25 protein-coding genes and 1 riboswitch are annotated in these 25674 nt (G+C 65.4%); of the genes, 13 read left to right on the plus strand and 12 right to left on the minus strand.

From position 1 onward, the window contains the following. Positions 1-3: 3 nt before the first annotated feature. From hemA to ACYQ00_RS09605, 3 genes are read right to left on the minus strand one after another with little or no spacing between them, the layout of a single operon-like run. Positions 4-1416 carry a glutamyl-tRNA reductase gene (gene hemA / locus ACYQ00_RS09595; RefSeq protein ID WP_460031915.1) on the minus strand — a complete coding sequence of 471 codons (1413 nt, stop codon included), beginning with the start codon at positions 1414-1416 and terminating at the stop codon, positions 4-6. After that, a complete protein-coding gene (locus tag ACYQ00_RS09600; RefSeq protein WP_460031916.1) occupies positions 1413-2243 on the minus strand; it encodes a cytochrome C assembly family protein in 831 nt (276 codons plus the stop codon). The genes hemA and ACYQ00_RS09600 overlap by 4 nt, the downstream gene beginning before the upstream one ends. Further along, complete coding sequence (locus tag ACYQ00_RS09605) at positions 2240-2998, minus strand: precorrin-2 dehydrogenase/sirohydrochlorin ferrochelatase family protein (RefSeq protein WP_460031917.1); 759 nt, start codon at positions 2996-2998, stop codon at positions 2240-2242. The genes ACYQ00_RS09600 and ACYQ00_RS09605 overlap by 4 nt, the downstream gene beginning before the upstream one ends. On the opposite strand from ACYQ00_RS09605, the gene ACYQ00_RS09610 reads away from it, so the two are divergent. The 3 genes from ACYQ00_RS09610 (at position 2997) to ACYQ00_RS09620 (ending at position 7112) form a co-directional block, all read left to right on the plus strand. Continuing rightward, on the plus strand, positions 2997-4364 hold the full coding sequence (locus ACYQ00_RS09610) for a glycosyltransferase family 9 protein (protein WP_460031918.1): 1368 nt from the start codon (positions 2997-2999) through the stop codon (positions 4362-4364). The two genes, ACYQ00_RS09605 and ACYQ00_RS09610, sit on opposite strands and share 2 nt — an antisense overlap. Continuing rightward, a complete protein-coding gene (locus ACYQ00_RS09615) occupies positions 4364-5659 on the plus strand; it encodes a CgeB family protein (RefSeq protein ID WP_460031919.1) in 1296 nt (431 codons plus the stop codon). The genes ACYQ00_RS09610 and ACYQ00_RS09615 overlap by 1 nt, the downstream gene beginning before the upstream one ends. A gap of 190 nt (positions 5660-5849) precedes the next feature. Next, positions 5850-7112 (plus strand): phenylacetate--CoA ligase family protein, encoded by a 1263-nt coding sequence (locus ACYQ00_RS09620; protein WP_460031920.1) that lies wholly within the window; start codon positions 5850-5852, stop codon positions 7110-7112. A 167-nt stretch (positions 7113-7279) separates the two neighbouring features. Here the strand turns inward: ACYQ00_RS09620 and ACYQ00_RS09625 are convergent, their stop codons facing one another. Together ACYQ00_RS09625 and ACYQ00_RS09630 are read right to left on the minus strand one after the other, a co-directional pair. Continuing rightward, on the minus strand, positions 7280-7621 hold the full coding sequence (locus ACYQ00_RS09625) for an IscA/HesB family protein (RefSeq protein WP_460031921.1): 342 nt from the start codon (positions 7619-7621) through the stop codon (positions 7280-7282). Positions 7622-7946: 325 nt separating this feature from the next. Next, positions 7947-8267 carry an IscA/HesB family protein gene (locus ACYQ00_RS09630; protein WP_460031922.1) on the minus strand — a complete coding sequence of 107 codons (321 nt, stop codon included), beginning with the start codon at positions 8265-8267 and terminating at the stop codon, positions 7947-7949. A 277-nt stretch (positions 8268-8544) separates the two neighbouring features. On the opposite strand from ACYQ00_RS09630, the gene pyrR reads away from it, so the two are divergent. Further along, on the plus strand, positions 8545-9081 hold the full coding sequence (pyrR, locus tag ACYQ00_RS09635) for a bifunctional pyr operon transcriptional regulator/uracil phosphoribosyltransferase PyrR (RefSeq protein WP_460031923.1): 537 nt from the start codon (positions 8545-8547) through the stop codon (positions 9079-9081). 94 nt (positions 9082-9175) lie between these two features. On the opposite strand, the gene ACYQ00_RS09640 is transcribed toward pyrR, so the two are convergent. After that, entirely contained in the window at positions 9176-9508 is a 333-nt protein-coding gene (locus tag ACYQ00_RS09640) for a hypothetical protein (protein WP_460031924.1), read from the minus strand. A 173-nt stretch (positions 9509-9681) separates the two neighbouring features. Then, positions 9682-9860: riboswitch (cobalamin riboswitch) on the plus strand. A gap of 203 nt (positions 9861-10063) precedes the next feature. Between ACYQ00_RS09640 and ACYQ00_RS09645 the strand changes: the two genes are divergently transcribed. The 6 genes from ACYQ00_RS09645 to ACYQ00_RS09670 are packed head-to-tail and all read left to right on the plus strand — an operon-like array spanning position 10064 to position 16454. After that, positions 10064-11155 carry a FecCD family ABC transporter permease gene (locus tag ACYQ00_RS09645; RefSeq protein ID WP_460031925.1) on the plus strand — a complete coding sequence of 364 codons (1092 nt, stop codon included), beginning with the start codon at positions 10064-10066 and terminating at the stop codon, positions 11153-11155. Then, positions 11152-11976: an ABC transporter ATP-binding protein gene (locus ACYQ00_RS09650; RefSeq protein WP_460031926.1), complete on the plus strand. Its 825-nt coding sequence runs from the start codon at positions 11152-11154 to the stop codon at positions 11974-11976. The genes ACYQ00_RS09645 and ACYQ00_RS09650 overlap by 4 nt, the downstream gene beginning before the upstream one ends. Beyond that, entirely contained in the window at positions 11942-12814 is an 873-nt protein-coding gene (locus ACYQ00_RS09655) for an ABC transporter substrate-binding protein (protein ID WP_460031927.1), read from the plus strand. The genes ACYQ00_RS09650 and ACYQ00_RS09655 overlap by 35 nt, the downstream gene beginning before the upstream one ends. After that, positions 12811-13545 carry a precorrin-2 C(20)-methyltransferase gene (gene cobI / locus ACYQ00_RS09660; protein ID WP_460031928.1) on the plus strand — a complete coding sequence of 245 codons (735 nt, stop codon included), beginning with the start codon at positions 12811-12813 and terminating at the stop codon, positions 13543-13545. Before ACYQ00_RS09655 ends, cobI begins: the two co-directional genes overlap by 4 nt. Positions 13546-13557: 12 nt before the next feature. Beyond that, entirely contained in the window at positions 13558-14886 is a 1329-nt protein-coding gene (locus ACYQ00_RS09665; RefSeq protein WP_460031929.1) for a glycosyltransferase family 2 protein, read from the plus strand. Next, positions 14862-16454, plus strand: coding sequence for a glycosyltransferase family 2 protein (locus ACYQ00_RS09670; RefSeq protein WP_460031930.1), 1593 nt, complete (start codon positions 14862-14864; stop codon positions 16452-16454). Before ACYQ00_RS09665 ends, ACYQ00_RS09670 begins: the two co-directional genes overlap by 25 nt. 78 nt (positions 16455-16532) lie before the next feature. On the opposite strand, the gene ACYQ00_RS09675 is transcribed toward ACYQ00_RS09670, so the two are convergent. Then, positions 16533-17669 (minus strand): hypothetical protein, encoded by a 1137-nt coding sequence (locus tag ACYQ00_RS09675; protein ID WP_460031931.1) that lies wholly within the window; start codon positions 17667-17669, stop codon positions 16533-16535. 255 nt (positions 17670-17924) lie between these two features. On the opposite strand from ACYQ00_RS09675, the gene ACYQ00_RS09680 reads away from it, so the two are divergent. Continuing rightward, complete coding sequence (locus ACYQ00_RS09680) at positions 17925-19298, plus strand: TrkH family potassium uptake protein (RefSeq protein ID WP_460031932.1); 1374 nt, start codon at positions 17925-17927, stop codon at positions 19296-19298. A 26-nt stretch (positions 19299-19324) separates the two neighbouring features. Then, positions 19325-19987: a potassium channel family protein gene (locus ACYQ00_RS09685; protein WP_460031933.1), complete on the plus strand. Its 663-nt coding sequence runs from the start codon at positions 19325-19327 to the stop codon at positions 19985-19987. 59 nt (positions 19988-20046) lie between these two features. Here the strand turns inward: ACYQ00_RS09685 and ACYQ00_RS09690 are convergent, their stop codons facing one another. The 3 genes from ACYQ00_RS09690 to ACYQ00_RS09700 are packed head-to-tail and all read right to left on the minus strand — an operon-like array spanning position 20047 to position 22095. Then, positions 20047-20481 (minus strand): PqqD family protein, encoded by a 435-nt coding sequence (locus ACYQ00_RS09690; protein WP_460031934.1) that lies wholly within the window; start codon positions 20479-20481, stop codon positions 20047-20049. Next, positions 20459-21493, minus strand: a complete 1035-nt coding sequence (locus ACYQ00_RS09695; protein WP_460031935.1) for a hypothetical protein — start codon at positions 21491-21493, stop codon at positions 20459-20461. The genes ACYQ00_RS09690 and ACYQ00_RS09695 overlap by 23 nt, the downstream gene beginning before the upstream one ends. Beyond that, positions 21493-22095, minus strand: coding sequence for a hypothetical protein (locus ACYQ00_RS09700; protein ID WP_460031936.1), 603 nt, complete (start codon positions 22093-22095; stop codon positions 21493-21495). Before ACYQ00_RS09700 ends, ACYQ00_RS09695 begins: the two co-directional genes overlap by 1 nt. 247 nt (positions 22096-22342) lie before the next feature. Between ACYQ00_RS09700 and ACYQ00_RS09705 the strand changes: the two genes are divergently transcribed. After that, positions 22343-22678 carry a hypothetical protein gene (locus ACYQ00_RS09705; protein WP_460031937.1) on the plus strand — a complete coding sequence of 112 codons (336 nt, stop codon included), beginning with the start codon at positions 22343-22345 and terminating at the stop codon, positions 22676-22678. Positions 22679-22695: 17 nt separating this feature from the next. On the opposite strand, the gene ACYQ00_RS09710 is transcribed toward ACYQ00_RS09705, so the two are convergent. After that, the gene (locus ACYQ00_RS09710; RefSeq protein ID WP_460031938.1) at positions 22696-22947 is read right to left on the minus strand and encodes a hypothetical protein; all 252 of its coding nucleotides are present in this window, start codon (positions 22945-22947) and stop codon (positions 22696-22698) included. A gap of 137 nt (positions 22948-23084) precedes the next feature. Continuing rightward, on the minus strand, positions 23085-25652 hold the full coding sequence (gene glgP / locus ACYQ00_RS09715; protein WP_460031939.1) for an alpha-glucan family phosphorylase: 2568 nt from the start codon (positions 25650-25652) through the stop codon (positions 23085-23087). Positions 25653-25674: the final 22 nt, after the last annotated feature.

Here is a 25674-nt window from a genome sequence, read left to right on the forward strand (position 1 = left end):
GGGCTAGTCTCCGGGTTTCACATGATTGCATGCGCCGCAGCTTTCAGACGGGGTTCGGCGGTCCTGATGGGCGTCGGGCGGCACGGTTTCGTCATCCAGATTGAACATGCGCCGGGTGATGTCGATGTAGCGGCGGGCGCTGTCTTCCTCCTCGGCGCGACGCTTGAGGAAGGTGATGGGCTGGCTGTACAACTTGCGCACCAGGGAGTCCACCAGCATCTCCAGGGCGTCTTCCACCTCGGCTTCTTCGGGAGCATGGCCGTTGGCGCGGATGCGCTTGAGGGTCTTGGCCAGTTCGCGACGGCCCAGCTCCCGGCCCTGCTCCAGCAGATCCTTGATGGTCGGTGTGATATCCAAGGACTTCAGCCAGATGCCGAACTTGACCGCCTCCTGGGCCACAATGCCCCGGGCTTTGACCGCCTCGCCCTGGCGTTGGGCCAGGTTTTCCTCCACCACTTCCTTCAGGTCGTCGATGTCGTAGAGATACACGTTGTCCAGATTGTTGACGTCGGGGTCGATGTCTCGCGGGACGGCGATATCGATGAAGAACATCGGCCGGTTACGCCGCTTTTTGAGCACGGGCTTCAGGTCCTTGGCGCTCAGAATGGTCGAGGGCGCGCCCGTGGAGCTGATGATGATGTCCACCTCGTGCAGCCGTTCGAAGAGCAGGTCAAAGGGCACAGCCTCGCCGCGGAACTGCTCGGCCAGGTGCACGGCCCGCTCCAGTGTCCGGTTGGCGACGAAAATCTTGTTGATGCCCGAGGTCAGCAGGTGCGTGGCTGCCAGTTCGGCCATCTCCCCCGCGCCAATGAGCATGGCCCGGTGGTCGTGCATTTCCCCGAAAATCCGCTTGGCCAGCTCCACAGCGGCGTAGCTGATGGACACGGCCGAGCCGCCGATGGCCGTCTCGGTGCGCACGCGTTTGGCTGTGGAAAACGCCTTGTGCAGCAGGCGGTTGCAGATGACACTGGTGGCGTTCTGCTCCACGGCCTTGCGGTAGGCCTCCTTGAGCTGGCCCAGGATTTGCGGCTCGCCCAGGACCATGGAATCCAGGCTGCAGGCCACGCAGAACAGATGCTCCACGGCCTCCAGATGTTCATGGATATACACATAAGGCCGGAGTTCCTCGGCCGAGGCGCCCTTGAGCCCGGCCCAGCGCTCCAGCACGGCTTCCACGGTCTGGAGTCCCGGCCCCACGGCCAGCACTTCCACGCGGTTGCAGGTGGAGAGCACGACCACTTCCTTCAAATCCCGGCCCACGGGAAAGAGCGGCGGCGGCGGGGCGTCCGGATCCGGTTCCACCGCCGGAAGATCCTCGGGCGGCGGCGGGCAGACCCCGGCCAGGGCGAACTTTTCCCGCACTTCCACGGGGGCGGTCTTGTGGTTGAGGCCGATGAGGTAAATGGACAGGGTCATGGACGCTCCATCAGACCGTGGTGGCTTTGCAAAAAGAAGTTGATCCCGGCGATGGAAGCCACGGCCAGGGCAAAGAGCAGCATGGCCATCTTTGCCGGCCGCCTGCCGCGCCAGTCCAGGAACAGTCGGCCATAAAACAACCAGGCAAAGAGGGCCCAGATGATCAGGGAGGCGAACTCCTTGGGATCCGCAGAAAGCACCTTGCCCCAGGTCAGCCGGGCAAAGGTGAAGCCCGTGAGCATGCCCAGGGTGAACAGCGGAAAGCCCAGGCAGACAGCCCAGTGGTTCACCCGGTCCAGGGAGGCCAAGCCGGGCAGATCCTGCAGAAACCCGGCCATGCGGGCCTTGGTTTTGATCTTGCGCTCCTGATGCACAAAGAGCAGCCCCGCCCCGCACGCCACAGCCAGAAGGGCGATGCTCCCGAACAGTGCGCCGATGTGCAGGGTGAAAAAGACCCCGAACAGCCCCTTGGGCAGCTGCACCGTGTCCTGGGCGTGGGTCAGAGAGGAGGCAAAGAGCAGCAGCGCCACGGGCGAGACCAGCAAGGCTAGAAAATCCCAACGCATGCGGTGCCAGAGCGCAAAGGACACAGCCAGCACACACCAGGAGAGCATTTTCAGGTACACCCCGGCCGTCCACTCGGGAATGGTCTCCGTGGCAAAGTAATGCCCCAGCAGCAGGGTGTGCAGCACAAACCCGCCAAAGGCCACCCGCACCGCCATGCGCCGCATCCCTGGCCGGCGGCGCAGGGCCCCGAACAGGGAAAGGCAGGTGGCAGCGAGATAGGCCAGGACGATAGCGAGATATGTAATGGTGAACAAACTCATGCGGATGTCTCGGCTTGTTGACGGTCCGATTGTTCGGCCGGTCGGTTTTCCAACAGCGCGGTGGACCGACTGGCCGCCTGGGCGAGCAATGATTGCACCCGCAGGCGCAGGGCCTCGGGCAGCAGCGGCCGGGCCAGGGCCAGGGCCGCCTCCACATTCCCTCCAGCCAGGGCGGCCGCCAGATCTTCCCGCAGCAGGGAGCGGAACACGGCGGCGTTTTCCGCCGGTGGCCGCCCCAACCGCAGCAGCTCCGGCCGCAAGAGCCCCAGAAAGCACGCCAGGCCGGCCCATTTGTCCAGGGCTGCGGCCAGCTCCCGCTTGACCATCCGGGCCAGGGCCGGGCTTTGCCCCTGGGTGGAGAAGGCTGCCAGCAACTCGCCGGATACCGCCAGGGAGGGCACAATGCAATCCCCGCTGGCTGGCGCGTCCACCACATTGCACAGGATGCCTCGCTCCCGGCACAGCCCGGCGATGCGTTGGTTTTCCTCCCGGCTGCCTGTGGCGGCAAAGACGAGAAAGGCATCGTCCAGATCCGCTGCCTCCAGGGCGCGGCCGGCGTGGACAATCTGCCCACTCGCGAGCAGAGGGGCGATCTCCAAGGCAAAATCGGCATCCAGCGGCCCAGTGTCAAGCAGCAAAATGGACCTGGGTCCGGTCGGGATGAGCCCGCGGCACTTGCGCCGGCCCACATCGCCCAGCCCGGCCACAATGCAGCGACGGCGGGCAAGGTCCAGGAACAGGGGGTAGTAGCGCATGGCGAGTCAGTATCAGAGCCGGGCCGCGCTGTACATCCGTTCTGCCGCACGAGACCGGCTTGAAGACTACGGGCTCTTGCGATACGGTGCGGCAATGCCGACACTTCCGCCCCCGCCAGCACTGATTCTGCAACTGGCCCGCTTCGGCGATCTTGTCCAGACCCGCCGTCTCGTCGCCTCCCTCGCGTCCCCTCACGCAGGCCCTCAGGCTGATGCGGGCCGGGAGGTGCATCTGCTTGTGGATCACTCCCTGGTCCCCCTGGCCCGGCTGGTGCATCCCGAGTGCGTGGTCCATGGCATTACCGCCCACGGCCTGGCCGCGCCGCAGGCCGTGATTCCCGAACTGCAGCGGACGGTGGGGGCCCTGCGGGCCATCCCGTTCGAGACGGTGTATGTGCTCAATTTTTCGCCCCTGGCCGAGGCCCTGGCAGCGGCGTTTCCCTCCGCACAATGCCGGGGGTATGCCTGGCACCGCGGCCAGCTCCTGCGGGCGCCCTGGCTTTCCCTGGCCTTTCGCTGGTCCGGCCGCCGCGCCATGGCCCCCTGCAACCTGGCCGATCTCTGGGCGCATCTCCATGAGGACCCCATCGCCCCGACCCTGGTGAATCCTCCCGCCGCGGCCAAAGGCGGCGGTGTGGGTGTGGTCATGGCCGGGCGAAATGCCCGGCGCTCCCTGCCCCCTGCGGTCCTGGCCGGCTGTGTGGCCGCGCTGGTACATCGTCTGGGCAAGTCCGCCCCCATCCATCTGCTGGGCAGCGCGGCGGAGGCCCCGGCGGCCAAGGCCCTGCGCGAGGCCCTGCCGCGGGCCCTGCAGTCCCAGTGCCAGGACCAGACCGGCAAGACCGACTGGGCCAGACTCCATGACCTGGTCGGCAGCCTGGATTGCGTCCTCACTCCGGACACGGGCGTGATGCATCTGGCCGCCCGCCTGGGCGTGCCGGTGACGGCCACGTTTCTTTCTTCGGCCTGGGCCTGGGAAACCGGCCCCTACGGCCAGGGCCACACGGTCTGGCAGGCCACGCGGGACTGCGCCCCCTGTCTGGAGTCCCAGCCCTGCCACCAGCAGGTGGCCTGCCTGCAGCCGTTTTCGGATCGGGCCTTCCTGCGTCTGCTGTCCATGGACAAGGGCGAGCCGCCGGCCGGTCTTGTCCGTCTGGAATCCACCCTGGACGCCCTCGGCTGCAACTTTGTCACCGTGGCGGGCACGGATCCCCAGGCCGCAACCCGCCGGCTCTGGCGCGAGACTGTCATGGCCGACCGCCACTGCGGCGAAGGCTTTGGGGCGGGCATGGCCCGGGTGGCCGATCATCTTTATCATGAGCCGGATTGGGCGCTGCATGCCCGCGGTGTTACGGAGGCTGTCTGATGGCTGCTCCTCGCCCCTTGCGGGTGCTTGTGGTTCTGCCCATGTACGGCGGTTCGCTGCCCGTGGGGCGCGCTGCCACCCGCGGCCTGCGCAGCCTGGGGCATCTGGTGGAGGAGTTCGAGGCCCCGGAGTTTCACAGCGCCTTCACCGCCCTCAAGGGCCTGCGCGTGACCCTGGATCGCCTGGAACATCTGGAGAACAGTTTCTTGCAGCTCGTCTCCCAGGCCGTGCTGGCCAAGGCCGAGACCTTCCGGCCGGATCTGGTCCTCTCCCTGGCCCAGGCACCGCTTTCCCGGCAGGCCCTGAAGCGACTGCGCAGCTCGGGCATTCCCACAGCCATGTGGTTTGTGGAAGACTTCCGGCTTTTTACGTACTGGCAGGCCTTTGCGCCGCTCTATGATTTTTTCTTCGTCATCCAGAAGGATCCCTTCCTTGCCGCGCTTGGAGAAATCGGCGCGGCCAACGCCTGCTATCTCCCGCTGGCGGCGGACCCGGAATTCCACAAGCCCCTGGAGCTTTCGCACCTGGAGCAGCGCCAGTTCGGCAGCACGGTCTCCTTCCTGGGCGCGGGCTATCCCAACCGGCGGGTGGCCTTCAAGCATCTGCTGGGGCAGGATTTCAGGATCTGGGGCAGCGACTGGGAACACTCCGCCGCCCTCAAACAGGTGCTGCAACGAGACGGCGCGCGCATCTCGTCCGAAGAGTCGGTGAAGATTTTCAACGCCACGGCCGTGAACGTGAACCTGCACTCCAGCATCAAGGTCGATCCGCCCGTGCAGCCCGGGGACTTCGTCAACCCGCGCACCTTTGAGCTCGCCGCCTGCGGGGCCTTTCAGGTGGTGGACCAGCGGGCGCTGCTGCCCGAGCTCTTCGCCCCGGACGAGCTGGCCACCTTCTCCACCCTGGAGGAGATGCTGGACCTCATCGCCCGCTACAGCAAGGACCCCGAGGCGCGCCAGACCATGGCCGCCAAGGCCCGCAGCCGGGTGCTGGCCGAACATACCTATGCCACCCGGATGAGGCAGCTTCTGGATTTCGTTGCCGAACGCCGCCCCGGCTGGCCAGAACCCGCCGCGACCTCGACGGCAAGCCCGGCCGCGGACCCCCTGGCCGGTCTGCCGCCGGATCTCGCCCTGGCCCTGCGCCAACGCCTGGACGCCCTGGGCGCACCGCCGGACGCCCCCTTCAGGGACGTCGTCTGGCGGCTCCGCCAGCAGCCCGGCGAGCTCGGCAGCCTGGACACCGCCCTGCTGTACCTCGATGCGTTGCAGCGGCAGTATGGGGGCGAGGGCTAGGAAGGAAAAGACATGCCAGGGGGAATAATCCCCCCCCTGGCCCCCCTGTTCTTTTTTGCGCCCCTGCCCCCGGCGCGGCGGGGCAGGGGCGCAAAAAACAACCGGAGGGGGCTCGGAGAACTCAGTTCCCCGAAAAAAAAGCCGTTTCTGATCGTCGTAATCCGTTCATTCCACCAGCGAGGAGCGCGTGATGGCACGAGAGGACACGATACGGCACGAGGGCGAAGCCGTTGCCGGCGCGGCACGGCAGGCCGTCGCCTGGCCCAGGGTGCAGGCCGTGTTGCAGGCGGCCTGGACGCATTCGGCGGAGTTTCGCAGCCGCATGGCCGGAGCCGGGCTGGCGATGCAGGACATCCGGTCCTGGGAGGACTTTGTCCGCATCCCCCCGATCCGCAAGAAAGCACTGATGGACTGGCAGCAACGCGAAGGCCTGGGCTCGCTCACCTCCGTGGAGCTGGGCCGGCTGTCGCGCATTTTCATGTCTCCGGGACCGCTGTTCGATCCAGAGGGTCGCAGCGCAGACTTTTGGGGCTGGACAGATGCCTTCCACGCCGCCGGCTTTCGGGCGGGGGATGTGGTGCAGATGACCTTCGGTTATCATCTGACCCCTGCCGGCCTGATGCTGGAAGAACCCCTGCGCGAGCTTGGCTGTGCCGTGATCCCGGCCGGTCCGGGCAACACCCAGACCCAGATCGACCTGCTGACCCGCCTGCCCGTGACCGGGTTTGTGGGCATGGCCAGCTATCTGAAAGTCATCAAGGATACGGCCAGGGCGCAGGGGGTGGATCTGGCCACGGCCTTTCAGCTCAAGGTGGCCTTTGTGGCCGCCGAGCGGCTGCCCGAGGCCCTGCGGCAGGAACTGGAAGCGGAATTGGGCCTGCTCGTCCGCCAGGGGTACGGCACTGCGGATGTGGGTTGCATCGCCTATGAATGCCGGCAGCTTGCGGGGATGCACCTTGCCTGCCGGGCGCATGTGGAAATCTGCGACCCGGCCACGGGCGCGCCGCTGCCGGCCGGGGAGACCGGCGAGGTGGTGGTGACGCCTTTTCCGCTGGAATATCCGCTTGTTCGTCTGGCAACGGGCGATTTGTCCAGGCTGGAGGATTCGCCTTGCGCCTGCGGCCGGGGGGCGCCGCGGCTTCTGGGCATTCTCGGCCGGGTGGATGACACGGCCAAGGTCAAGGGGCAGTTCATCTACCCGCACCAGGTGGCCCAGGCCCTGGCCGGCTATCCGGAAATTGTCCGCTGGCAGGTGGTGGTGGAGAACCCCGGCGGCAAGGACTGTTTGACGCTGGTGCTGGCCGGGCCGGCGGATACGGCCCTGGACGCCGTGGCGGCAAGCTTTACAACCCAGTGCAAGCTGCGCCCGCAAATCCGTCTGCTTGCCCCGGACGCCTGCGGCGAGGAGCTGCCGGAGCACGCGCCGCGGCTGGTGGACAAGCGCAGCTGGTGAGGCGATAGTGTATTATTTCAATTAATTTCAGTGACTTTATTGGCCGCGGCATGCGGAAATGCAAGCGAGCGAGAGGGGAGCGCCCAAGGCTGGGGCTCCCCTCTCGCGCTGCGCGATATGACTGCGCAATATGGCTGCGCAGCGATGGCCGTTACTGGCAGCCGCAACTACTGGCAGCCGCAACCGCTGCTGGAGCCGGTGCCGCAACCGCCGGAGCTGCAGCCACCGCCGCAACCGCCGCCGAGTTCCAGGCTGGAGTCCACGGAAAAGCCCATGTGGGAAACGTCAATGGTCAGGGGCTTGGCCTGTTCGTACAGCTGTTTGTCCATGGCCAGGGTATAGGCGCCCTGGGTCACCACGGCGTCGGCGTCATTGGCCTCATCCAGGGCCAGGGCCAGCCGGGGGCCGGAGCAGCCGCCGGGAGCCAGGTAAATGCGGATGGTGCTTTTGGGTTTATCGGCAAAGTAGGCGTCCAGCTCAGCCACGGCGTTCTCGGTCAGGTGAATCATAGAGTCCTCCAATGAGATGAATTTGAGGATTCTATGCACTCTGGCGCAGACGTCAACCCGCAGGGGCCAGACGGCGCGAAAAAAACGCCGTTGCGGCCGGGAACTACCCGCACGCCACGGCGTTTTTTAATCCGTCAGAAAAGACGAGAGGTTCTCGTGTTGCGTCCTCCGAAATGATCTATACAGAACAGACGCAACACTGGGCCGCTGGCACAGCGGCCCGGAGCAGCATGCTCCGTGAGTCAGCCGATATCCGCGCATTTCGGCTGACGATCTTCCACGAAATCTGATGACGTTCTTATCACCTTATTTCGTGGACATCACGCTAGACGCTGCACGAACCGCCGGAGCAGCTGCCGGAACTGCAGCCACCGCCGCCCAGTTGCAGGCTGGATTCCACGGAGAAGCCCATGTAGGAGACGTCGATGCGCAGGGGCTTCGCCTGATTGAAGAGTTCGCGTTCCATAACGATGGAATAGCTGCCTTGGGTGAACACCTCGTCCTTGTCGTTTGGCTCATCCAGAGCCAATGCCAGCCGCGGGCCGGCTCAACCGCCAGGTGCGAGGTACACGCGGATCGGGCTCTTGGGCTTGTCCGCGAAGTACGCGTCCAACTCCCGGATGGCGTTGTCCGTCAGTGTAACCATGATGCCTCCAGAATGAAGTATGAATTGTAGAGGCATCTAAGACTGCTGTGCGCAAATGTCAACGAAATGCGGTCAGATAGATAATTTCTTTCCATGTCATAGGCAGGAGAGAGGGCATTCGCTGCTTCCGGCATGGCGTGAGGGCATTGCTTTTTTTGTGGAAATGGTGTTCTATAACATTTTAGAATGGGATTGTGTTTTCAACACAGCGCCATAGGGAACCGTCTGCTGTTGCAGCCTGATGCAGCGGCAGGTGTGATGCAGGGAGCCTGATGCCATGTCCGCTTGTCACGATCTGATGCTTGCCCAGGATATCGCCGTCGCGCTGGAGCGGATGGCGCGCGAAGTGATGGCCCGTCACGACGGCTGCAGCGATCTTGCCATCATCGGCATCCAGCGCCGTGGCGCGGATCTGGCGGTGCGGCTCAAGCAGCTGCTGGACGCGCGCATGCCGTGCCCGACCCCGCTGGGCAAGCTGGACATCAACCTCTATCGCGACGACTGGACCACCCTGAACGTGCAGCCGACCATCAGCGATACGGATATTTCTTTTGATATTGACGGCCGGGCTGTCGTGCTGGTGGACGATGTGCTGTATACCGGCCGTACCGTCCGCGCCGGCATGGAGGCGCTTCTGGACTTTGGCCGGCCGCGCAAGATTGAGCTGCTGACTCTGGTGGACCGGGGGCATCGCGAGCTGCCCATTCAGCCGGACTATCTCGGCCTTGCCGTGCAGACCAAGCGCAAGCAGCATGTGAATGTGTTGCTGACCGAACGGGATGGGGAAGACCGCGTCTGTCTGGCAGAGCAGTAACAAGCCACCCGGTTCGAAAAAACGCACAGTGGCGGGAGACGGGTGCGCATGCACGCCCGTCTCCCGCCATATCACATGCGCTCTGGGGTGAGGCTCAGTTGCAGCCGCAGGCTTTGGCCACGGCTTCGCTGATGGTCAGCCCGGAGCCGCTGCCAGTAGCCTGTTCGGAGACGGCGCAGGAGTAGGAATCCGTCTGGGAAAAGGCGTTGCAACAGACTTGATAGCCGTTGTTGCGGCAGTTGCCGCAGACCAGTCCCGTCTCTTTGCTGAAGCGGGAGTTGTCAATATAGCAGCCGCGCTTGAACAGGTTCTGATTGTCGCGATGCACGGTGAAGGCATCGGCGGCGCCGCAGAGGCTCAGGCTCAGCAGCATGGCCGCAGTGCACAGAATGACGCGCGGGCCGCTGCACAGGCTCAACAGGTTCATGGCAATCTCCTTGCAGGCTCAAGATGCCGCTTTGGCAGTGCGACAATGGGTGAACTATAGACAACATCTAGAAAAATCAATTATTATTCTAGGTTATTGGTACATGGAAAGGCCGGGTCTGTCAAGGTGTGGTCGCTCGATTGACAACGTCACGGCAAAGGACGTAGCTTCAACCCCGTTTCTCGTCGTCAGGTGCCATTGGCTTGATAGGGAATCCCGTGTAAACCGGGAGCGGACCCGCCGCCGTAACCCCACAAAAAACCTGTTCCTTTTACGCGCCACTGGGAGCTTTCCTGGGAAGGCCGGGGCAGGTGGGGTGAGCCGGAAGACCTGCCTGAAGACGCAGCCAACTCGCGACGGCAACGGGGCTTATTGCCGACCGCGACCTGCCCGGTTCGCACGGGGTGCGCATTGCTGCCGCGATGCGCTGTTGCCTCCCTTGCTTCCTCTCTGCCGGACAGATTTGTTCCCCGCCCCGGACGCAATTGGTGAGCGTGTTGTTTTTCGCGCCCTTGTGGGCAACCTTGCCCGTGTACTGCGACCTGCGGAATGCCCATGCCTAGGGGATGGTGGATTCTCCTGGCTGTGTGCGCGGTGCTGTCCGTGCTGGCGTCCTGCACTGTCGGGCCCTGGGCCCTGGGCTTGGGGGACGTGGTGACGGCCGTGGGCGGAGCGGCGGGACTGCTGGATGCCTCGCAATTGCCCGAAGCCGTGCGGGCCGTGGTGGTGGATTTGCGCCTGGCCCGGGCCGTGCTGGCCCTGGGAGTGGGCGCGGCCCTGGCCATGGCCGGAACGACCTTCCAGGCCGTTTTGCAGAATCCGCTGGCCGATCCGTTTACCCTGGGCGTTTCGGCCGGGGCGGCCCTGGGGGCCACCCTGGTGCTGGGGCTGGGCATCACCTCGGACAGCCTCGGGCCAATGGCGGCGCTGGCTGGCGGATGGACAGCGGATCTGCGGCTCTCGGCCCTGCCTGTGGCCGCGTTGGCCGGGGGATTGGCCACCCTGGCCGCGGTGCTGGTGCTGGGCCGGCAGGCCGGGGGCAGCGGAGGGCTTTCCCGCGAGACACTGGTGCTGGCCGGCGTGGTGGTTTCCAGCGTGCTGGCCGCCTGCATCGCCCTGGTCAAAGCCGTGCATGAGGAAGCGGTGGGGGCCATGGTCTTCTGGATCATGGGCAGTCTGCAGGGGCGCGGGTGGGGGCACCTCTTGCTGTTCCTTCCATTTTTCGTCATCGGCGCGCTGGTCATGGCCCGCTATGCCCGGGAGCTGGATCTGCTGGCCCTGGGCGAGGAACAGGCCCTGCTGCTTGGCGTGGATGTGCAGAAAGTCCGGCTCCTGCTGCTGCTGGGAGCCACGCTGGTCACGGCGGCGGCGGTGGCGGTATCGGGAATCATCGGTTTTGTGGGGCTGGTGGCGCCGCATGCCTTCCGGCTCTGGCTTCGGCCACGCTCGCGCACCTTGCTGGCGGCCTCGGCCCTGGGCGGCGGTATCCTGCTGGTCTGGTCCGATGTCCTGGCCCGGGCGCTGCTGGCCACGGACACAGGGGGCATGGAACTGCCCGTGGGTGTCATTACGGCGCTGTTGGGCGGGCCGTTTTTCTGCGTGCTGCTGGGACGCCGGGGCCGGCACCCCGGCAGGGGGCAGGCATGATTCACGCCCAGGGTCTGGCCTGCGGGCACGGCGGCGCGGGCGCGGTGCTCCAGGGGCTGGATCTGCAGATTCGCCCCGGCGAGCTGGTGGCCATCCTTGGGCCCAACGGCAGCGGCAAATCCACCTTGCTCAAAGCCATGACCGGATTGCTTTCGCCCATGGAGGGGGAATTGCTGCTGGCTGGCCAGCCTGTGCATCTGATGCCGCCGGCCCGGCGGGCCCGTCTGGTGGCCTGCCTGCCGCAGCGCCTGGAAGCCCCGCCCGGCTGCAGCGTGCGCGATCTCGTCCTCATGGGCCGCCACCCGTACGCCAATTTCTGGACCGGCCCCTCCCGCGAGGACCGCGAGGCCGCCGTGGACGCCATGATGCAGCTGGATGTGCTGCACCTGGCCGACCGCGACGCCACGCGTCTTTCCGGCGGCGAGCTGCAACGGGCCTGCATCGCCCGGACCTTGTGTCAGCAGACGTCGGCCATTCTGATGGACGAACCCACCGCCAGCCTGGATCTGGCCCACAAGGCCAGACTGCTGCAGGTGCTGCAGACCCGCCACGCCGCCGGGGCCACGGTGGTCTGTGTGTTGCACGATATCAACCTGGCGGCTTTGCATTTTCATCGTCTGCTTTTCCTCAAACGCGGCCGGCTGGTGCTGGATGGGCCGCCGCTGCAGGTGGTGCGGCAAACCGCCTTGGAATTTATTTATGAAACACCATTGGTTATCATGGAACACCCGCTCCTGGGGTTGCCTCAGGTGGCTCTTGCTCCTGGGGATGTGCCTGCGGCCCTGCGTGGCCTGGACCCAGGAACCGACCGCCGCCACTGATCCGCTGGCCCAGGCGGTTCTCGTCACGGACGATCGCGGCCGGGATGTACGCCTGAACCAGCCGGCCCGCCGCATCGTCTGCCTGCACGGCGGCCTGACGGATGTGCTGCTGGCGCTGGGCAAAGGGGATCTCATTGTCGGGCGCACCACGGCTGACGACGCAATTCCGGCCCTGGCCGCGGTGCCGGCGGTGGGCACGCACCTGCGGCCGAATCTGGAGTTGATTCTGTCCCTCCAGCCGGATCTGGTCCTGCAACATGCCGGTCGGGAGGAAGCAGGCGAGCCACTCAAGGCCCTGGAGTCCCTCCAGATTCCCTCAGCAGCCTTCGAGATGGACGATTTCCCCGCCCTGTTCACGGCCATGTCCCGCGTAGCGGAGCTGGTGGGCGCCGGGGCAGACGGCGGGCAGCGGATCCAGGCCCTGCAGAATCGCCTGGAGGCCGTGCGCCACCGTGTGGCCGGCACGCCGGAAGCGGATCGCCCCGGCGTGCTGGTGGAGATCCGGTATCCCAACCTGCTGGTGGCCGGCCGAGGCTCCCTGGCCAGTCATATTGTGGAAGCTGCCGGCGGTCGTCCGGTGGTGACCGAGGACAGCCGGCATGTCCGCCTGAGCGAGGAAGCCCTGCTGCGATTGAATCCCCAGGTCTGCCTGCTCCAGCGCGGACCCATGAACCCCAACCCGGAGCCGTATGTGAATCGTCCGCATTTTCAGTTGCTTGATTGTGTGAAACAGCAGCGCACCCTGGTAGTGGAAGGCCGCCGCTTTGCCCGCACCGGCCCGGCTGCAGTGGACGCCGCGGAGGAACTGGCGGCCTGGCTGCAGGGAGGCGGGGAATGAGCGTGGCGGGTTCTGCAACGCAGTCACCCTGGGGCGTGCTGCATGGGCTGGGGGTGGGCCCGGGGGATCCAGAACTGCTGACCCTCAAGGCCGTGCGGCTCCTGGGGCAGGTGGAGGCGGTGTTTGCCGCGGCCTCCACCAAGAATGACTTTTCCCATGCCCTGGAAATCGCCCGGCCGCACCTCAGGCCCGGCACGCCGGTAACGCGACTGCCCTTTCCCATGACCTCGGATCAGGCCGTGCTGGACGCCGCCTGGCAGGCCAATGCGGACGCTGTGGCCGAGGTCCTGGCTCAGGGCAGGGACGCTGCGTTTCTCACACTTGGAGACCCGCTGTTGTTCTCCACCTTCGGCTATCTGGCCCGGACCCTGCGGACGCGGCATCCCCTGGCCCGGCTGGCGGCCACACCGGGGATCACCTCCTTCCAGGCGGCGGCAGCCACGGCGGTCATCCCCCTGGCCGAGGCCGGGGAGTCCCTGCTGGTTCTGCCCGGCGTGGCCGGTGGTGCGGCCCTGCGCCAGGCCATGGAGGCCTCGCCCAATGTGGCCGTGCTCAAGGCCTACAAGAATTACGGAGAGTTGAAGAATGCCGTGGCCGAAGGAGGCTGTCGGCCGGGCTCGGCCGTGTTCACCCGGCTGGGGCTGGAGGGCGAGCAGTGGAGCCGTGATCTGGACAGTCTGGGCGATACACCGCATTATCTGACCCTCATGCTCGTCAAACGCAGGGAGTAGGGGAAGGAGTTCATGCCAGGGAGTCCGCCAGCCGTCGCGCTCAGTGTCGTCATTCCGGTCTACAACAACTGGGCCTGCACCCGGGCCTGCCTGACTTCCCTGGCCGCGCAGGTGCCCGGGAACTGGTACGAAGTGCTGGTGGTGGACGACGGCTCCACGGACCAGACCCCCGCCGAGTTGCCGGCCCTGGGGCCGGCCTTGTTCGGCCCGCGATTCCGGCTCCTGACCCAGCCGCAGAACCGGGGCTTTGCCGCGGCCGTGAACCGGGGGGCGCAGGCGGCGCAGGGTGACTGGCTCTTTTTGCTGAACAACGACACCGTGTTCGTGGAGGATTGCCTCAGCCCCTGCCGCGCGGCGCTGGAGGCGGATCCGGCCCTGCTGGGCGTCGGCCCCACGCTGCTGTATCCCTTTGACACTGCCGCCGGCGAGGCCCGGCTGCAGCACCTGGGCGTTGCCGTGGCGCACTCCATCAAATGCGTCCACCCGTATCATCTGTACCCGGCCGGGCATGTTGTTGCCAGTAGATCAAGGAAGTTACAGGGCATCACCGCGGCGGCGGCGGGCCTCTCCCGGCAACGGTTTCTGGAACTTGGCGGGCTCCACGAAGGCTACGTCAACGGCATGGAGGATGTGGACTTCTGCGCCAGGGCCGTCGGACATGCCGGCGGGTATTTCACGGTCCTGCCGAATGCCCGGCTGATTCACGCCGAGCACCAGAGCCCCGGTCGCTTTGCCAGGGAGCGCGAGAACAGCCGGCTCCTGCGCGAACGCTGTGGCGGTCTGTTGCGGCCGGATCTGCACCTGCTGGCCGCGGCGGACGGCTACCGGCTGGGCTTCACGCCCTGGCTCGATCCCGTATTATTTCCCGGTCCTGAGCGGCTGCGACAGGTGAACGAAGCCTGGAAGGCCGATCCCCACCCCGAACGGGTGGAGGAGTTATTGACCCTGGAACCGGCCTGGGAAAAAGGCTATGGCATCCTGGCCGGCTGGCTGGAGCGGCGGGGGGATACGTCGGCCGGCCATGCTACCAAGGCCGCCCAGGCTGCCCAGGCTGGCCAGCCTGCCCAGGCTGCCAGGGCCGCCCTGGCTGTGCGGGTCCGGCAGGGGGCCTTTGCCCCTTCCCTGGCCGTGCTGGAGGAGATCCAGCGCCTGGCCAGAACCTGCGGCGACACTGCCCGGCTGCAGACAGCGCGCGCCCAGCTGGCCGCAGTGCGCGAGGTCATGGCCGACGGGCTGGGCCTCAGGCGTCTGGCCGAAGCGGAACATGCCCGGGCCATGGCCTGCGGCGACACTACCTTGCAGGAGATTTGGGAGCAATGGATGCGATCTTTCCCGAACTGACGGGCTATTGGCGGGGCCTGCCGCCGGCCCTGGCCCGCCGGTTGATGCTCAATGCCACCGGCCAGACCCAGCTTCTGACCTGCGCCTCCCTGGCCATGCAGGCCGCGGAAGCAGGCCAGCCGCAGTGGACGGCCCTGGCTGCGGAGTTGCTGGTGGCCGCCTGGCTGGCCGATCCCCTGCACGGCCCCACGGCCCGGCACGTGGCCGCCCTGCCGGCGGTGTTCGTGCATCCCGAACTGGCCAAGGCCGCCAAAATCATCGCCGCAGCCTTCCGCCCGCCGGACCGCACCGCCCGCCTGGAGGCCCTGGAAACCGCCGGGGACTGGGACGGCATGCGCGCCATGCTCCTGCGGGAGCTGGGCCTGACGCCGGGCAACTGCTTCTGGCGCTGGCACGGCTGGCACCACGCCCTGGCCCGCGAGGACGAGGCCACGGCCTGGGAACTGCTGGAAGGGCTGAAGGCCTTTCCGCCCCTGGCCCCGGTGGGCAAGTGGCTGGAGGCGGAGTTTGAATACTGTCTGGGGAACTCCTCCTCCGCTGCGGCCCTGTTGCAGCGCCATGCCGAGGTTCTCGGCCCCTGGCACCTGGAGCGGCTGGGCCATGTGCAGATTGCGCTGGGCGATACGGAGGCCGCGGGCCGATCCTTTGCGCAACTGCTACAGCGTCAGCCCTGGCGGGTCAGCACGGCATTGTGCCTGCGGGATTTGCGCAGCGGTCTGGCCCGGGCGGTGCGGCTTCCCGAGGCGGCCACGGCGGTCTGTCTGTATTCCTTTAATAAAGCCGAGGAGCTGGACGCCACCCTGGCCAGTCTGGCCGAAAGCGAGACCGGCGGGGCCATCGTCCGCATTCTGGACAATGGCTCCAGCGACGCCACCCCCCAGGTCTGCGCCGCCTGGAAGGACCGGCTGGGCGCGGCCTGCGAGATTGTCCGCCTGCCGGTGAACGTGGGCGCGGCCCCGGCCCGCAACTGGCTCCTGGCTCTGCCCGAGGTCCGGCCCTGCGAGTTCGTGGCCTTTCTGGATGATGACGTCACGCTGCCCGCGGACTGGCTGGGCCGGCTGCACGCCGGGCTGGCCGCCTTTCCGGCGGCCGGTGTGGCCGGGGCGCGCGTGCTGGAGGACGCCAGCCCCCGCCTGTTGCAGCAGACAGAGCAGTTCTTCAAGGAAGACGAGCCCTTCGCCATGGCCGATCCCCAGCGCCATGCCCTGGATCTGGGCCAGTTCCGCTACTGCCGGCCGTGCCTGAGTGTGACCGGCTGTTGCCATCTCTTCCGCCGGGCGGCGCTTGCGGCGGTGCCGGCCTTTGACATCCGCTACAGCCCCACACAGTATGATGACGTGGATCATGACCTGACCCTGACTGCCGCCGGCTTCCCGGTGCTCTACCAAGGTCATCTGGCCATCCGCCACAAGAAGCGTTCCGGCCGGGGGCTCCTGGCCAGTGCGGCGGAATCGGCCAATGCGGCGGCCAATTTCCACAAGCTGGCCGGCAAGTGGTCCGGCCAAAAGGAGGCCCTGCAGGCCGCGGCCCTGGGCTGGACCGCGGCTGCGTTGGGAATCCCGGCATAGGATGCTTGCGGGGGTGGGCTCTCGAAGGAGCGCCCTGGAGCAAGTTCCTCCCCGCCTCTCCTGACCAGTTGTGGGAGCTTACAGCGGCTTTTCGTAAATGCGCCAGGTCTGGCCGCGGGGGGCCTTGTAGGCCCGCATGGCCCGGATCATGGGCAGGTTGGTCTCCACGATGAGGGAGCAGTCCCACCACTCCAGGCTCGGCGTGTCCAGAAGCTGCAGGTAGGTGGCGGCGATGAAGGCGTGGTGCAGGCTCTGGCCCTGGTACTCCTCCTTCACCCCCATGATGATGGTCCGGACGTGCTTCACCGGGCTGAAGAAGGCGGCCTTGGCGATGTGATAGAGCCCCTTGGGGCTCAGGCGGCCATCGGCGGCCTTGATGGCGTAGTTGATGTCCGGAATGGTGATGATGAAGGCGGCCAGCCGGTTCTGGTCATCATAAAAGGCGCGCATGAAGCGGGTGCGCAGCATGGGCCGGAGCTCGGCCAGCACGGCCTTGAACTGTTTGGGCGTGAACGGCACGTGCCCCCAGTTGCGTTTCCAGGTTTCATTGAAGATGACCCGGACCTCCTCGGCCCGCTGGATGACTTCTGCAGGCGAGGGCTTGCGGAAGGTCAGGGTGGTCTTGTCCAGCGCGTCCTTGAGCCGGCGCTCGGCCACGGGGCGCATCTCCTCGGATGGCTTGCCGCGGAAGGCGTACCAGTCCACGGCCTTGCCCAGGCCTGCGCCCTCCATGAGGGCGGGGTAGTAGGGCGGATTGTACACCTGCATGATGGCCGGCACATAGTCGTAGCAGTCCAGCAGGATGCCCACTTCGTCATAAATCCCAAAGCCCATCGGCCCCAGGATGCGCGTCTTGCCGCGCTGCCGCAGCCAGGCGCCGGCCGCCTCCACCAGGGCGGTGGCGGCCTCCTGATCGTCCTTGCAGATAAAAAAGCCAAAAAACCCGGTGCCGGGTTCGTGGAACTCGTCATAGTTGCGGCTCACATGCGCCGAGAGCCGGCCCACGGGCTCGTCGCCCCGCCAGGCCACAAAATACTGCACCTCGCCGAACTCGAAGAACGGGCCCTTGCTGGGATTGAGCAGATCCTTTTGCTGGGCGCGCAGCATGGGAACCCAGCAGGGGTCATCCCCATGGATTTTCCAGGGCAGATCCAGAAACGTGGTAAAGCCGGGGGTGCCGAATTCGACGGGGGTGATGCGCAAGGACTGATGCATGGTGGGTCTTGGTGGATGAAGGATGAACGGGGACGCCGGCAGACGCGGCGGGCTGCACCATACGTCCTGCCCGGCCCGATGACAAGCCGTGAGGGAGGGTGGGGAATGACCTTCCCGGCCGCGGCAGATGCGCCAGATGACCTGCTGGCGGGCAGGCTGGACAGCACGTTGCTTCAGTGGCATAGGGCGCTGAACACGCGCCCGCTGCAACCCGCCCCTGCATGACGCGCAACGGCTCCATCGGCAAGGCCCGGCATGCGTTTCTCCCTAGCGTCCCCCCTGATACTGCCCATCCTCTCCTTTGCCGCCGCTATTGTGGTGGGAGGGGTGATTCTCTCCAGCCCGCTGAGTGAGAACGGCGGGGATGTCTCCCTGCTGGACGGCATGTTCACGGCCACGTCTGCCGTCTGCGTCACCGGTCTGGCTGTGGTGGATACGGGCACGGCCTTCAGCCGTTTCGGGCACATGGCCCTGCTGGCTCTGATCCAGGCCGGTGGCCTGGGCATCATGACCTTTGCCAGCCTGGCCTTCTACCTCTGGCGGCACAAGATTTCCATGACGGACCGCATTGCCGTGGGCCAGAGCCTGCTGCACGACCAGGGCTTCCACCTGGGCCGCTTTCTCATTACGCTCTTTGCCGGGGTGTTTCTGATTGAAGGCCTGGGCGCGCTGGCGCTGCACCTGGCAGACCCGGTGGGCTTTCCGGCCTTCGGGGCGGTGTTCCACAGCATCTCGGCCTTCTGCAACGCCGGGTTCGGGCTGTACGCCAACAGCCTGATGCCCTGGCGGGACAATCTGGCCGTGAACACGGTCATCATGGTGCTCATCATCCTTGGTGGGCTCGGCTTTTCCACATTGACGGAGCTCGGCGCCTGGGTGGCCCGCAGGGTGCACTACCGCAGGATGGCCCTGCAGCCCCGCCTTTCGTTCCATAGCCGCGTGGTGATGCGGATGACGGCCTGGCTCATCTTCGGCGGTGCGGCCATGATTCTGTTCCTGGAAAAAATGACCGATATCCGCATCGGCGCCCTGAGCACGGAGCATCTGGTCCTGGCCTCGCTCTTTCAGTCCGTCACCTGCCGGACGGCCGGCTTCAATACCGTGGACATTGCCGGACTCTCCTCCATCACCTTGCTGTTCATGATGTTTTTGATGTTCGTGGGCGGCTCGCCGGGCTCCACGGCCGGGGGCATCAAAACTACCACCTTTCGCGTGCTCCTCGGCTTCATCGGCTCGCAGCTGCGGCGGCGGGAACAGACCGTGGTCGGCAACCGGGCTGTGGACGCCGACAGCCTTAACAAGGCCATCACCCTGACCATCGTCTCCAGCCTCGCCGTGATGACGGCAGTGATGCTGCTCTGCCTGACCGAAGCCGCTGTGCCGGGCGCAAGCGCGGCAGGTGCGGGGCGCGAACGGTTTCTGGACCTGGCCTTTGAGGCGTTCTCTGCCTTCGCCACCGTGGGGCTCTCCACCGGGGTCACGCCCACCCTGAGTCCGGCAGGCAAGCTGGTGATTATGCTTCTGATGTTCACCGGCCGGCTGGGGCCCATCGTGTTCCTCTCGGCCATGCAAAGCTGGCAGCGCAGCCCGCGGTATCGCTGGGCTGAAGAACGCTGCATGATCGGCTAATCACCCCTCAGCAGGAAAGAGCGACCATGGCAGCAAAGCAAGGTTTGGAAATTGGCATTGTCGGGCTGGGCAAATTCGGCTCCGCCCTGGCCGAGCGGCTGCTGGAAATGAAAGTGACCGTGATTGGCGTGGACCGCTCGGAAAGCCGGGTCACCGCCATGCGGGATATCCTGGAGCACGTCTACCAGGCCGACGCCACGGACAAATCGGCCCTGCGCCAGCTGGGATTCGGCGACCTGACCCATGTGGTGGTCTCCAGCGGGCACTCCATGGAGGCCAGCGTCCTGGCTACCCTGAACCTCAAGGAACTCGGGGTGCCACAGGTCTGGTGCAAGGCCATCAGCGAGGAGCATGAGAAGATCCTGCGCAAGCTCGGGGCAGATTTTGTCGTGTTTCCGGAACAATACGTGGCCAAGCAGATTGCGCATCACATCGCCGTGCCCGGGCTCGTGCACTACTTTCCCCTGGGCAGCGGTGTGGCCCTGCAAGAGGTGGTGGTGGACAAATGGGCCGGCAGCACCCTGCGGGACCTGAACCTGACCAACCGCTTTCAGCTCCAGGTGGTGGGCGTGAAGCACGCCGATGAGAAAGACTACACCTACATCCCCAAGGCCGACCGTCTCCTCAATGCCGGAGACATGCTGCTCATCCTCGGCGGCGAGCACCGGCTGGAGCGGATAGAAAGCTGAGAAAAGAATAAAAACACGAAGCAACTGGAGGGGGCTCGGGGGAACTCAGTTCCCCCGATTCATTTCCTGGTCCGGCCCTTCTTCTTTCCTTCTTCCCGCACCAGCATCAGCAACAGACCGCGCTTGCCCAGCTCGCGCAGAAAAGCGGTGACGGCCAGTTCGGATTCCCGCGGCTGCAGCCGCCAGGAGGCGCCGAATTCCCGGCAGATGTCGGCCACGCTGCGTTGGCCGTCGATGAGCCGCCAGGTCCAGGCGCCGAGCTCGTCCAGTTCCAGGGCCTTGGTGCCGGCCGGGGGCAGGGTGGCCCGCGTCAGCGCCGCCAGGCGTTTGACCCAGGGGCGATGGGCCAGGGGAAAGACCAGACGCGTCCGGCCTTCCTCGGTTACGATGGTTTCCACGCCGTCATTGGGCACAGGGATGGCGGCCAGGGCTTCTTCACGCGAGAGGGCCGCCGCGACCGGCCGGGCGGGGTTAGGGGAGCGTCGAAATCGCATACCGGGTGCACAGCTCCAGGAGCAGGGCCTCGTCCCGGGCAGGAGCGCCGCGGGCCAGCAGGGCCAGGATGTTGGTGTCGGTTTCGTCCAGCCAGAGCTTGAGCTGCAGGTCGCGGCCGGAATCACCCAGAAATCGCCGTTTCCAGGCGCTCTGGGGGAGCGAGGACGAACGCCAATGCAGGCAGCGGGCCTTGGGATCGCCCTGCAGGGAAGCCGCGGCCAGAGGCAGGGCGCTGTGGAAGGACGCCGCCCACTGGGCCAGGTTCTTGCCGTGCAGAAGGATGGATGCCGGAGCCAGGCGGTCGTAGGTCAGGCTCCCCTCGGGGGCGCGCAAGATTCCCCGGGCCGGACCGTCAAATTGCATATGAAAATGGCCGGGTTGAAAGTGGAAGCGCGCCAGGGTGTAAGTGTGCGGGGCAACGAGTCGCAGGCCGAAGGCCCGCCAGGGCTGCAACGGGCCGGCCGGGGGCAGGGTCGCGGCTGCGAGCAACTGTCGGAGCGCCTCGGGCATCGCGTCCCCCTGTTCCGCCGGAGCAAGCCCGGGCGGCGCGTGCAGGAGCAGGAAGGCCGAGTGCGTGGCGGACACATCGCACACGGCACCCATGCCGCGCCTTGAGCCTGTGTCTGGGCCTGTTTTTTGGCCGGAGCCGGAGCGATCGAAGGAAAAGACAAGACTGCCAGGCAGCTGCGGTGCAGGGACCTCGGAAAAATGCAGCGTGGCGCCAGGGAGAATCCGGCGCAGGCGGCGGCGCAGCGTGGATTGCGTGATCGGCCCGCGCGGACGCCAGGCAATCTCCAGCCGGGGCACGTGCCCGTCGTCGGCGCGCAGGTAGTGTTTCTCCAGCACCGTGACGTCCCAGTCCGCCGGCACATCAAAGCAGAGTCCCTGCCAGGCCCAGTGCGTGGGACTGGGGTCGGCGCAGGGATCCTGTGGCAGGGGCGCCTGCCGGGCGGTTGAGGCCGCCGGCGGGTGCAGAGGGGGAGAGGCTGCTGCCGAAAGGGCGGAAGCCATCAGGGACGAACGGGCAGGAAGCGATCCAGCTCCTTGGGGGAAAGGGGCGCAGGGGCCGGCGCCTCGGTCTTGCCTTGCCGTTGCTGCTGGCACTGGTATTCGGCCTCCCAGAGTGTGCGGTGGCGCATCTTGACGGAGGTGCCGGGCCGCATTTCCGGATCCTTGGACCAGGTGAGCACCACCTGGGTTTCCTCGTTGCCTTTCACAAAACGCCATTTCCAGGCAATGACGGTCTTGAAGGCGTCTCCCTGGTATTCCGAGGGTTTGCCAAAGGCTTTCTCGTAGCGCTGGTAGAGCGCGTTGAAAGTGCCCTGGTCCGGGTCGTCCAGTTTGAGCTTGAGCCCCACCACGGCGCCGGGGTTGGCGCAGTTGCCGTAGGAAATGCTGCCGCCGCGCACGCCGGGAAACAGGGCGCTTTTGAGGTCCACCTCGTTGACGTAGAGGGCATCACGGTCCCGCGCGTCGGTGGCGTTGTCGATGAGTGCAGCGTAGGTGGAAATCGGTTCCCCAAGGACAATGCCGAACAGCTTGGCCGGCAGTTGCGCATGGGCCGTTCCGGGCAGCAGCAAGAGCAGCAGGGCGGGGAGGAGCAGAGTTCGCATGACGTCAGGATAGCCATTTCGCGGAATTTTGTCCATGTGGATATGCCGCAGCGCAGTGCGTCCCGACTCCTGCCTTGCTAATTGTCGGCGGGACCACTACAGTATGCGCCGTTGCTTCAGCTGCCATTTCATCAAGGGGTTCCGCATGCGCCTGCTGCTTGCCGCTGTCTTGGTCATGAGCTGTGTTTCAGTTGCTAACGCGTTTGATTCGTTGGATATTCCAAAAGAGGCCACCCGGATTGACGCCATGCATCCTATTCCGGAGTTGCGGGAGTACTCCCTGGTGGAAGAAAAGGACATGGCCTGCATGCAGGAGATGGCCATCGCCCAGTGCACCCGGAAAGTCTATTCCAACACCAACCAGCGCCTGATGGTGGTTTCCATGGGGGGGGCGCCGGCATATTATTGGTTTTATGATCCGGCCAGCAAAAAGATTTCCAGCGTGCCCTTCGAAGGGACCAAGGAAGATGGCTTTCTGAGCAAGGATTCCAGCCCGCGTACTCCGGAAAACCCCAATGCCGGGGATTTCTTCTCGAACAGCAACAAGCAGGGCGGCGGCAACATGAACCTGTTCAAGTTCTGAGCGGCACGCCAAGCGGACTACAGCTCATCCACTTCCAGGGTGATCTTGCCAAAGGCATCCATGGAAATAACCAGCCTGCTGGCCGGATTGGCCGGGTTGGCCAGGATGCGCGAAAAGCCCAGGCCATCCGGCGAGAACCAGCCCCCCAGCTCCAGGGTCCGTTCAGCTTCGGGCAAATCCTTGTTGGCGGTGATGGTGTTCAGCACCATCAGCAGTTCTTCCAGATGCAGGTCTGGGATATCATTATCCAAAAAAGCATTGATGCTCACGCGGAACCCTCCGTGGTGGCCGCTTGATGAGGAATGATGCCAAGGACAGAATGATGCAGTTCGGCCCGCCGCGCAGGATGCGGCGGGCCGTATTTTTTTGTTGTGCTGGCAGCCCCGGTGTGGAGACCAGCCTTCCCCTAATTACCCCACTTGATGAGCCCCAGGGCGTGCGGGTCCAGCAGCAGGGGGTGGCGGGGGAGGATACGCACCGTGAACCCAAAGCGGCCGGCCTCTTCCGGCTGAGCCTGCCCCTCGAACTGCTGCCAGCCATTCACGGGCTGGCCCTTGGGCAGCATGGGGAAGGTGTGCCGGGCGGTGAAGCGGCCATCCGTATCCAGGGGGCCTGAGTAAATCTCCACCAGCAAATGCTCGGCCTTGATATTGTTGAGCAACACCTCGCAGGTCACGGTCACGGTATCGCTGACCCTGAGGGCGACGGGGGCGTCGGTCTGGATGTTCTGGACCTGCAGGCCGCTCCAGCGGGTCATGATGTCCATGCGCCAGGTGGCCAGCTCCGAGGCGGCCTTGTAATTGTCCTGGCGGAGTTTGTCGAAGTTTTCGCAGGCCGGGATGTAGGCCAGCTTGGTGTAATCCTCCACCATGCGATGGGCGCTGTACAGGGGCACCAGCTCCTTGAGGGAGGCCTTCATGCGCCGCACCCAGTGCTTGGGCAGGCGGGAGTGGTCGCGGTCATAGAACAGAGGGATGACGTCGTTTTCCAGGATGTTGTAGAGGGTCTGGCTCTCCACGAAGTCCTGGTATTCGTCGTCCTCGTACTCCTCACCCTGACCGATGGCCCAGCCCACGGAGTTGTCGGGCTTGTAGGCTTCGTCCCACCAGCCGTCCAGGGTGGAGAGGTTGAGCACGCCGTTCACCAGGGCCTTCATGCCGCTGGTGCCGCAGGCTTCCAGGGGCCGGCGGGGCGTATTCAGCCACACGTCCACGCCCTGGACCATGTGGGCGGCGGTGTCCATGTCGTAATCCTCCAGGAAGACCATGCGCATGCGGGTGTCTTCCTGCTGGCAGAACTGGACAAGCTCCTGGATGAGCTTCTTGCCGCCCTGGTCCGCCGGGTGGGCCTTGCCGGCAAAGACAAACTGCACCGGGCGGCTGTTGTTGGTGACCAGGGAGAGCAGGCGTTGCTTGTCGCGCAGGAGCAGGCCGGCGCGTTTGTAGGTGGCAAAGCGGCGGGCAAAGCCAATGGTCAGGGCGTCCGGGTCCAGCACCTCGCTGGCCAACTCCAGGAGCCGCCGGCCCACGCCCTTGGATTCCATCTGCTTTCTGAGCTTCAGGCGGACAAAATCCACCAGCCGCGCACGCAGGCGCTCGTGGGTGCGCCAGAGTTCCGAATCGGAGATGGTTTCGGCCAGGCTCCAGGCGCGGGTGCAGTCCGGATCTTCGCGCCAGTTCCCGCCCAGGTAGCGGTCGTACAGCAAAGCCATGTCCGGGGCCACCCAGCTGGGGGCGTGCACGCCGTTGGTAATGGCGCCGATGGGCACGTCTTCCAGGGGATACTGGGGCCAGACGCGCTGCCACATGCTCCGGGACACATGCCCGTGCAGCTGGGAAACGCCATTGTTGAATCGGGAGAGCTTCAGAGCCAGTACGGTCATGCACAGGTGTTCGCTGTCATCGCGGGGGTCTTCGCGGCCCAGGGCCATGAAGACCTTGAAGGCCACGCCCATATCCCGGGCATATCCTTCAAAATAGCGCTGGATCAGATCCGGCGGGAAACGGTCGTTGCCCGCAGGCACGGGGGTGTGCGTGGTGAAGACAGACGTGGAGGCCGAGAGTTCCAGGGCGGCTTCCAGGGAGAGGCCCTCGCGCTTCATATAGTGGCGGATGCGCTCCAACCCGGCAAAGGCGCTGTGGCCCTCGTTCATATGGATGACCTTGGGCGTGAGGCCCAGGAGGCGCAGGGCCTTGATGCCGCCGATGCCCAGGAGAATTTCCTGCCACAGCCGCATCTCCAGCCCGCCGCCGTACAGGTTGGCGGTAACAGCACGCAGGTGCTCAGGATTCTGCGGAATGTTCGTGTCCAGCAGGTACAGGGCAATGCGGCCGACCTGGGCTTTCCAGATTTGTGCATAGAGTGTCTGCCCGGCCAGATCCACATCCACCACCGTGGGATGGCCAAAGGAATCCTTGATGAGGCGAACGGGCATCTGCTCGAAATCATTAACAGGATACCGCTCCTGCTGCCAGGCGTCCGGCGTGAGGTACTGGCGGAAATAGCCTTTGAGATAGAAGAGCCCGATACCGCACAGGGGGGTGTTCAGGTCGCTGGCGGATTTCAGGTGGTCCCCGGCCAGGATGCCCAGGCCCCCGGAATAAATGGGCATGGACAGGGAAAAGCCATATTCCAGGCTAAAGTATGCCACGGCCGGCTGGCCGGGCTCTGCAGGCGGAAAAGGCACCCCCCCGGTGGTGCGGGTGGTGTACTGCTCCAGGCTGGATTTGGCTTCCTTGAGGCGTTCCAGATAGTTCTCGTCCACAGCCACGGACTGCAGAATGTTCTGGGGGACGCGGTTCAGGAACAGCACCGGGTTCTTGGCCGTTTCGCGCCAGAGGCGAGGATCGAGCTGCGCGAACAGTTCTTCGATTCTTGGGTTCCAGGAGAACCAGAAGTTGTACGCCAGCTCCCGTAAGGGTTCCAGGGGCTGGGGAAGGTTGGGAGCGACGCTGAATACGCGCAATGGCTGCATGACCTTTCCTCTATACGGGCTG

This window comes from Megalodesulfovibrio paquesii, assembly GCF_054653055.1.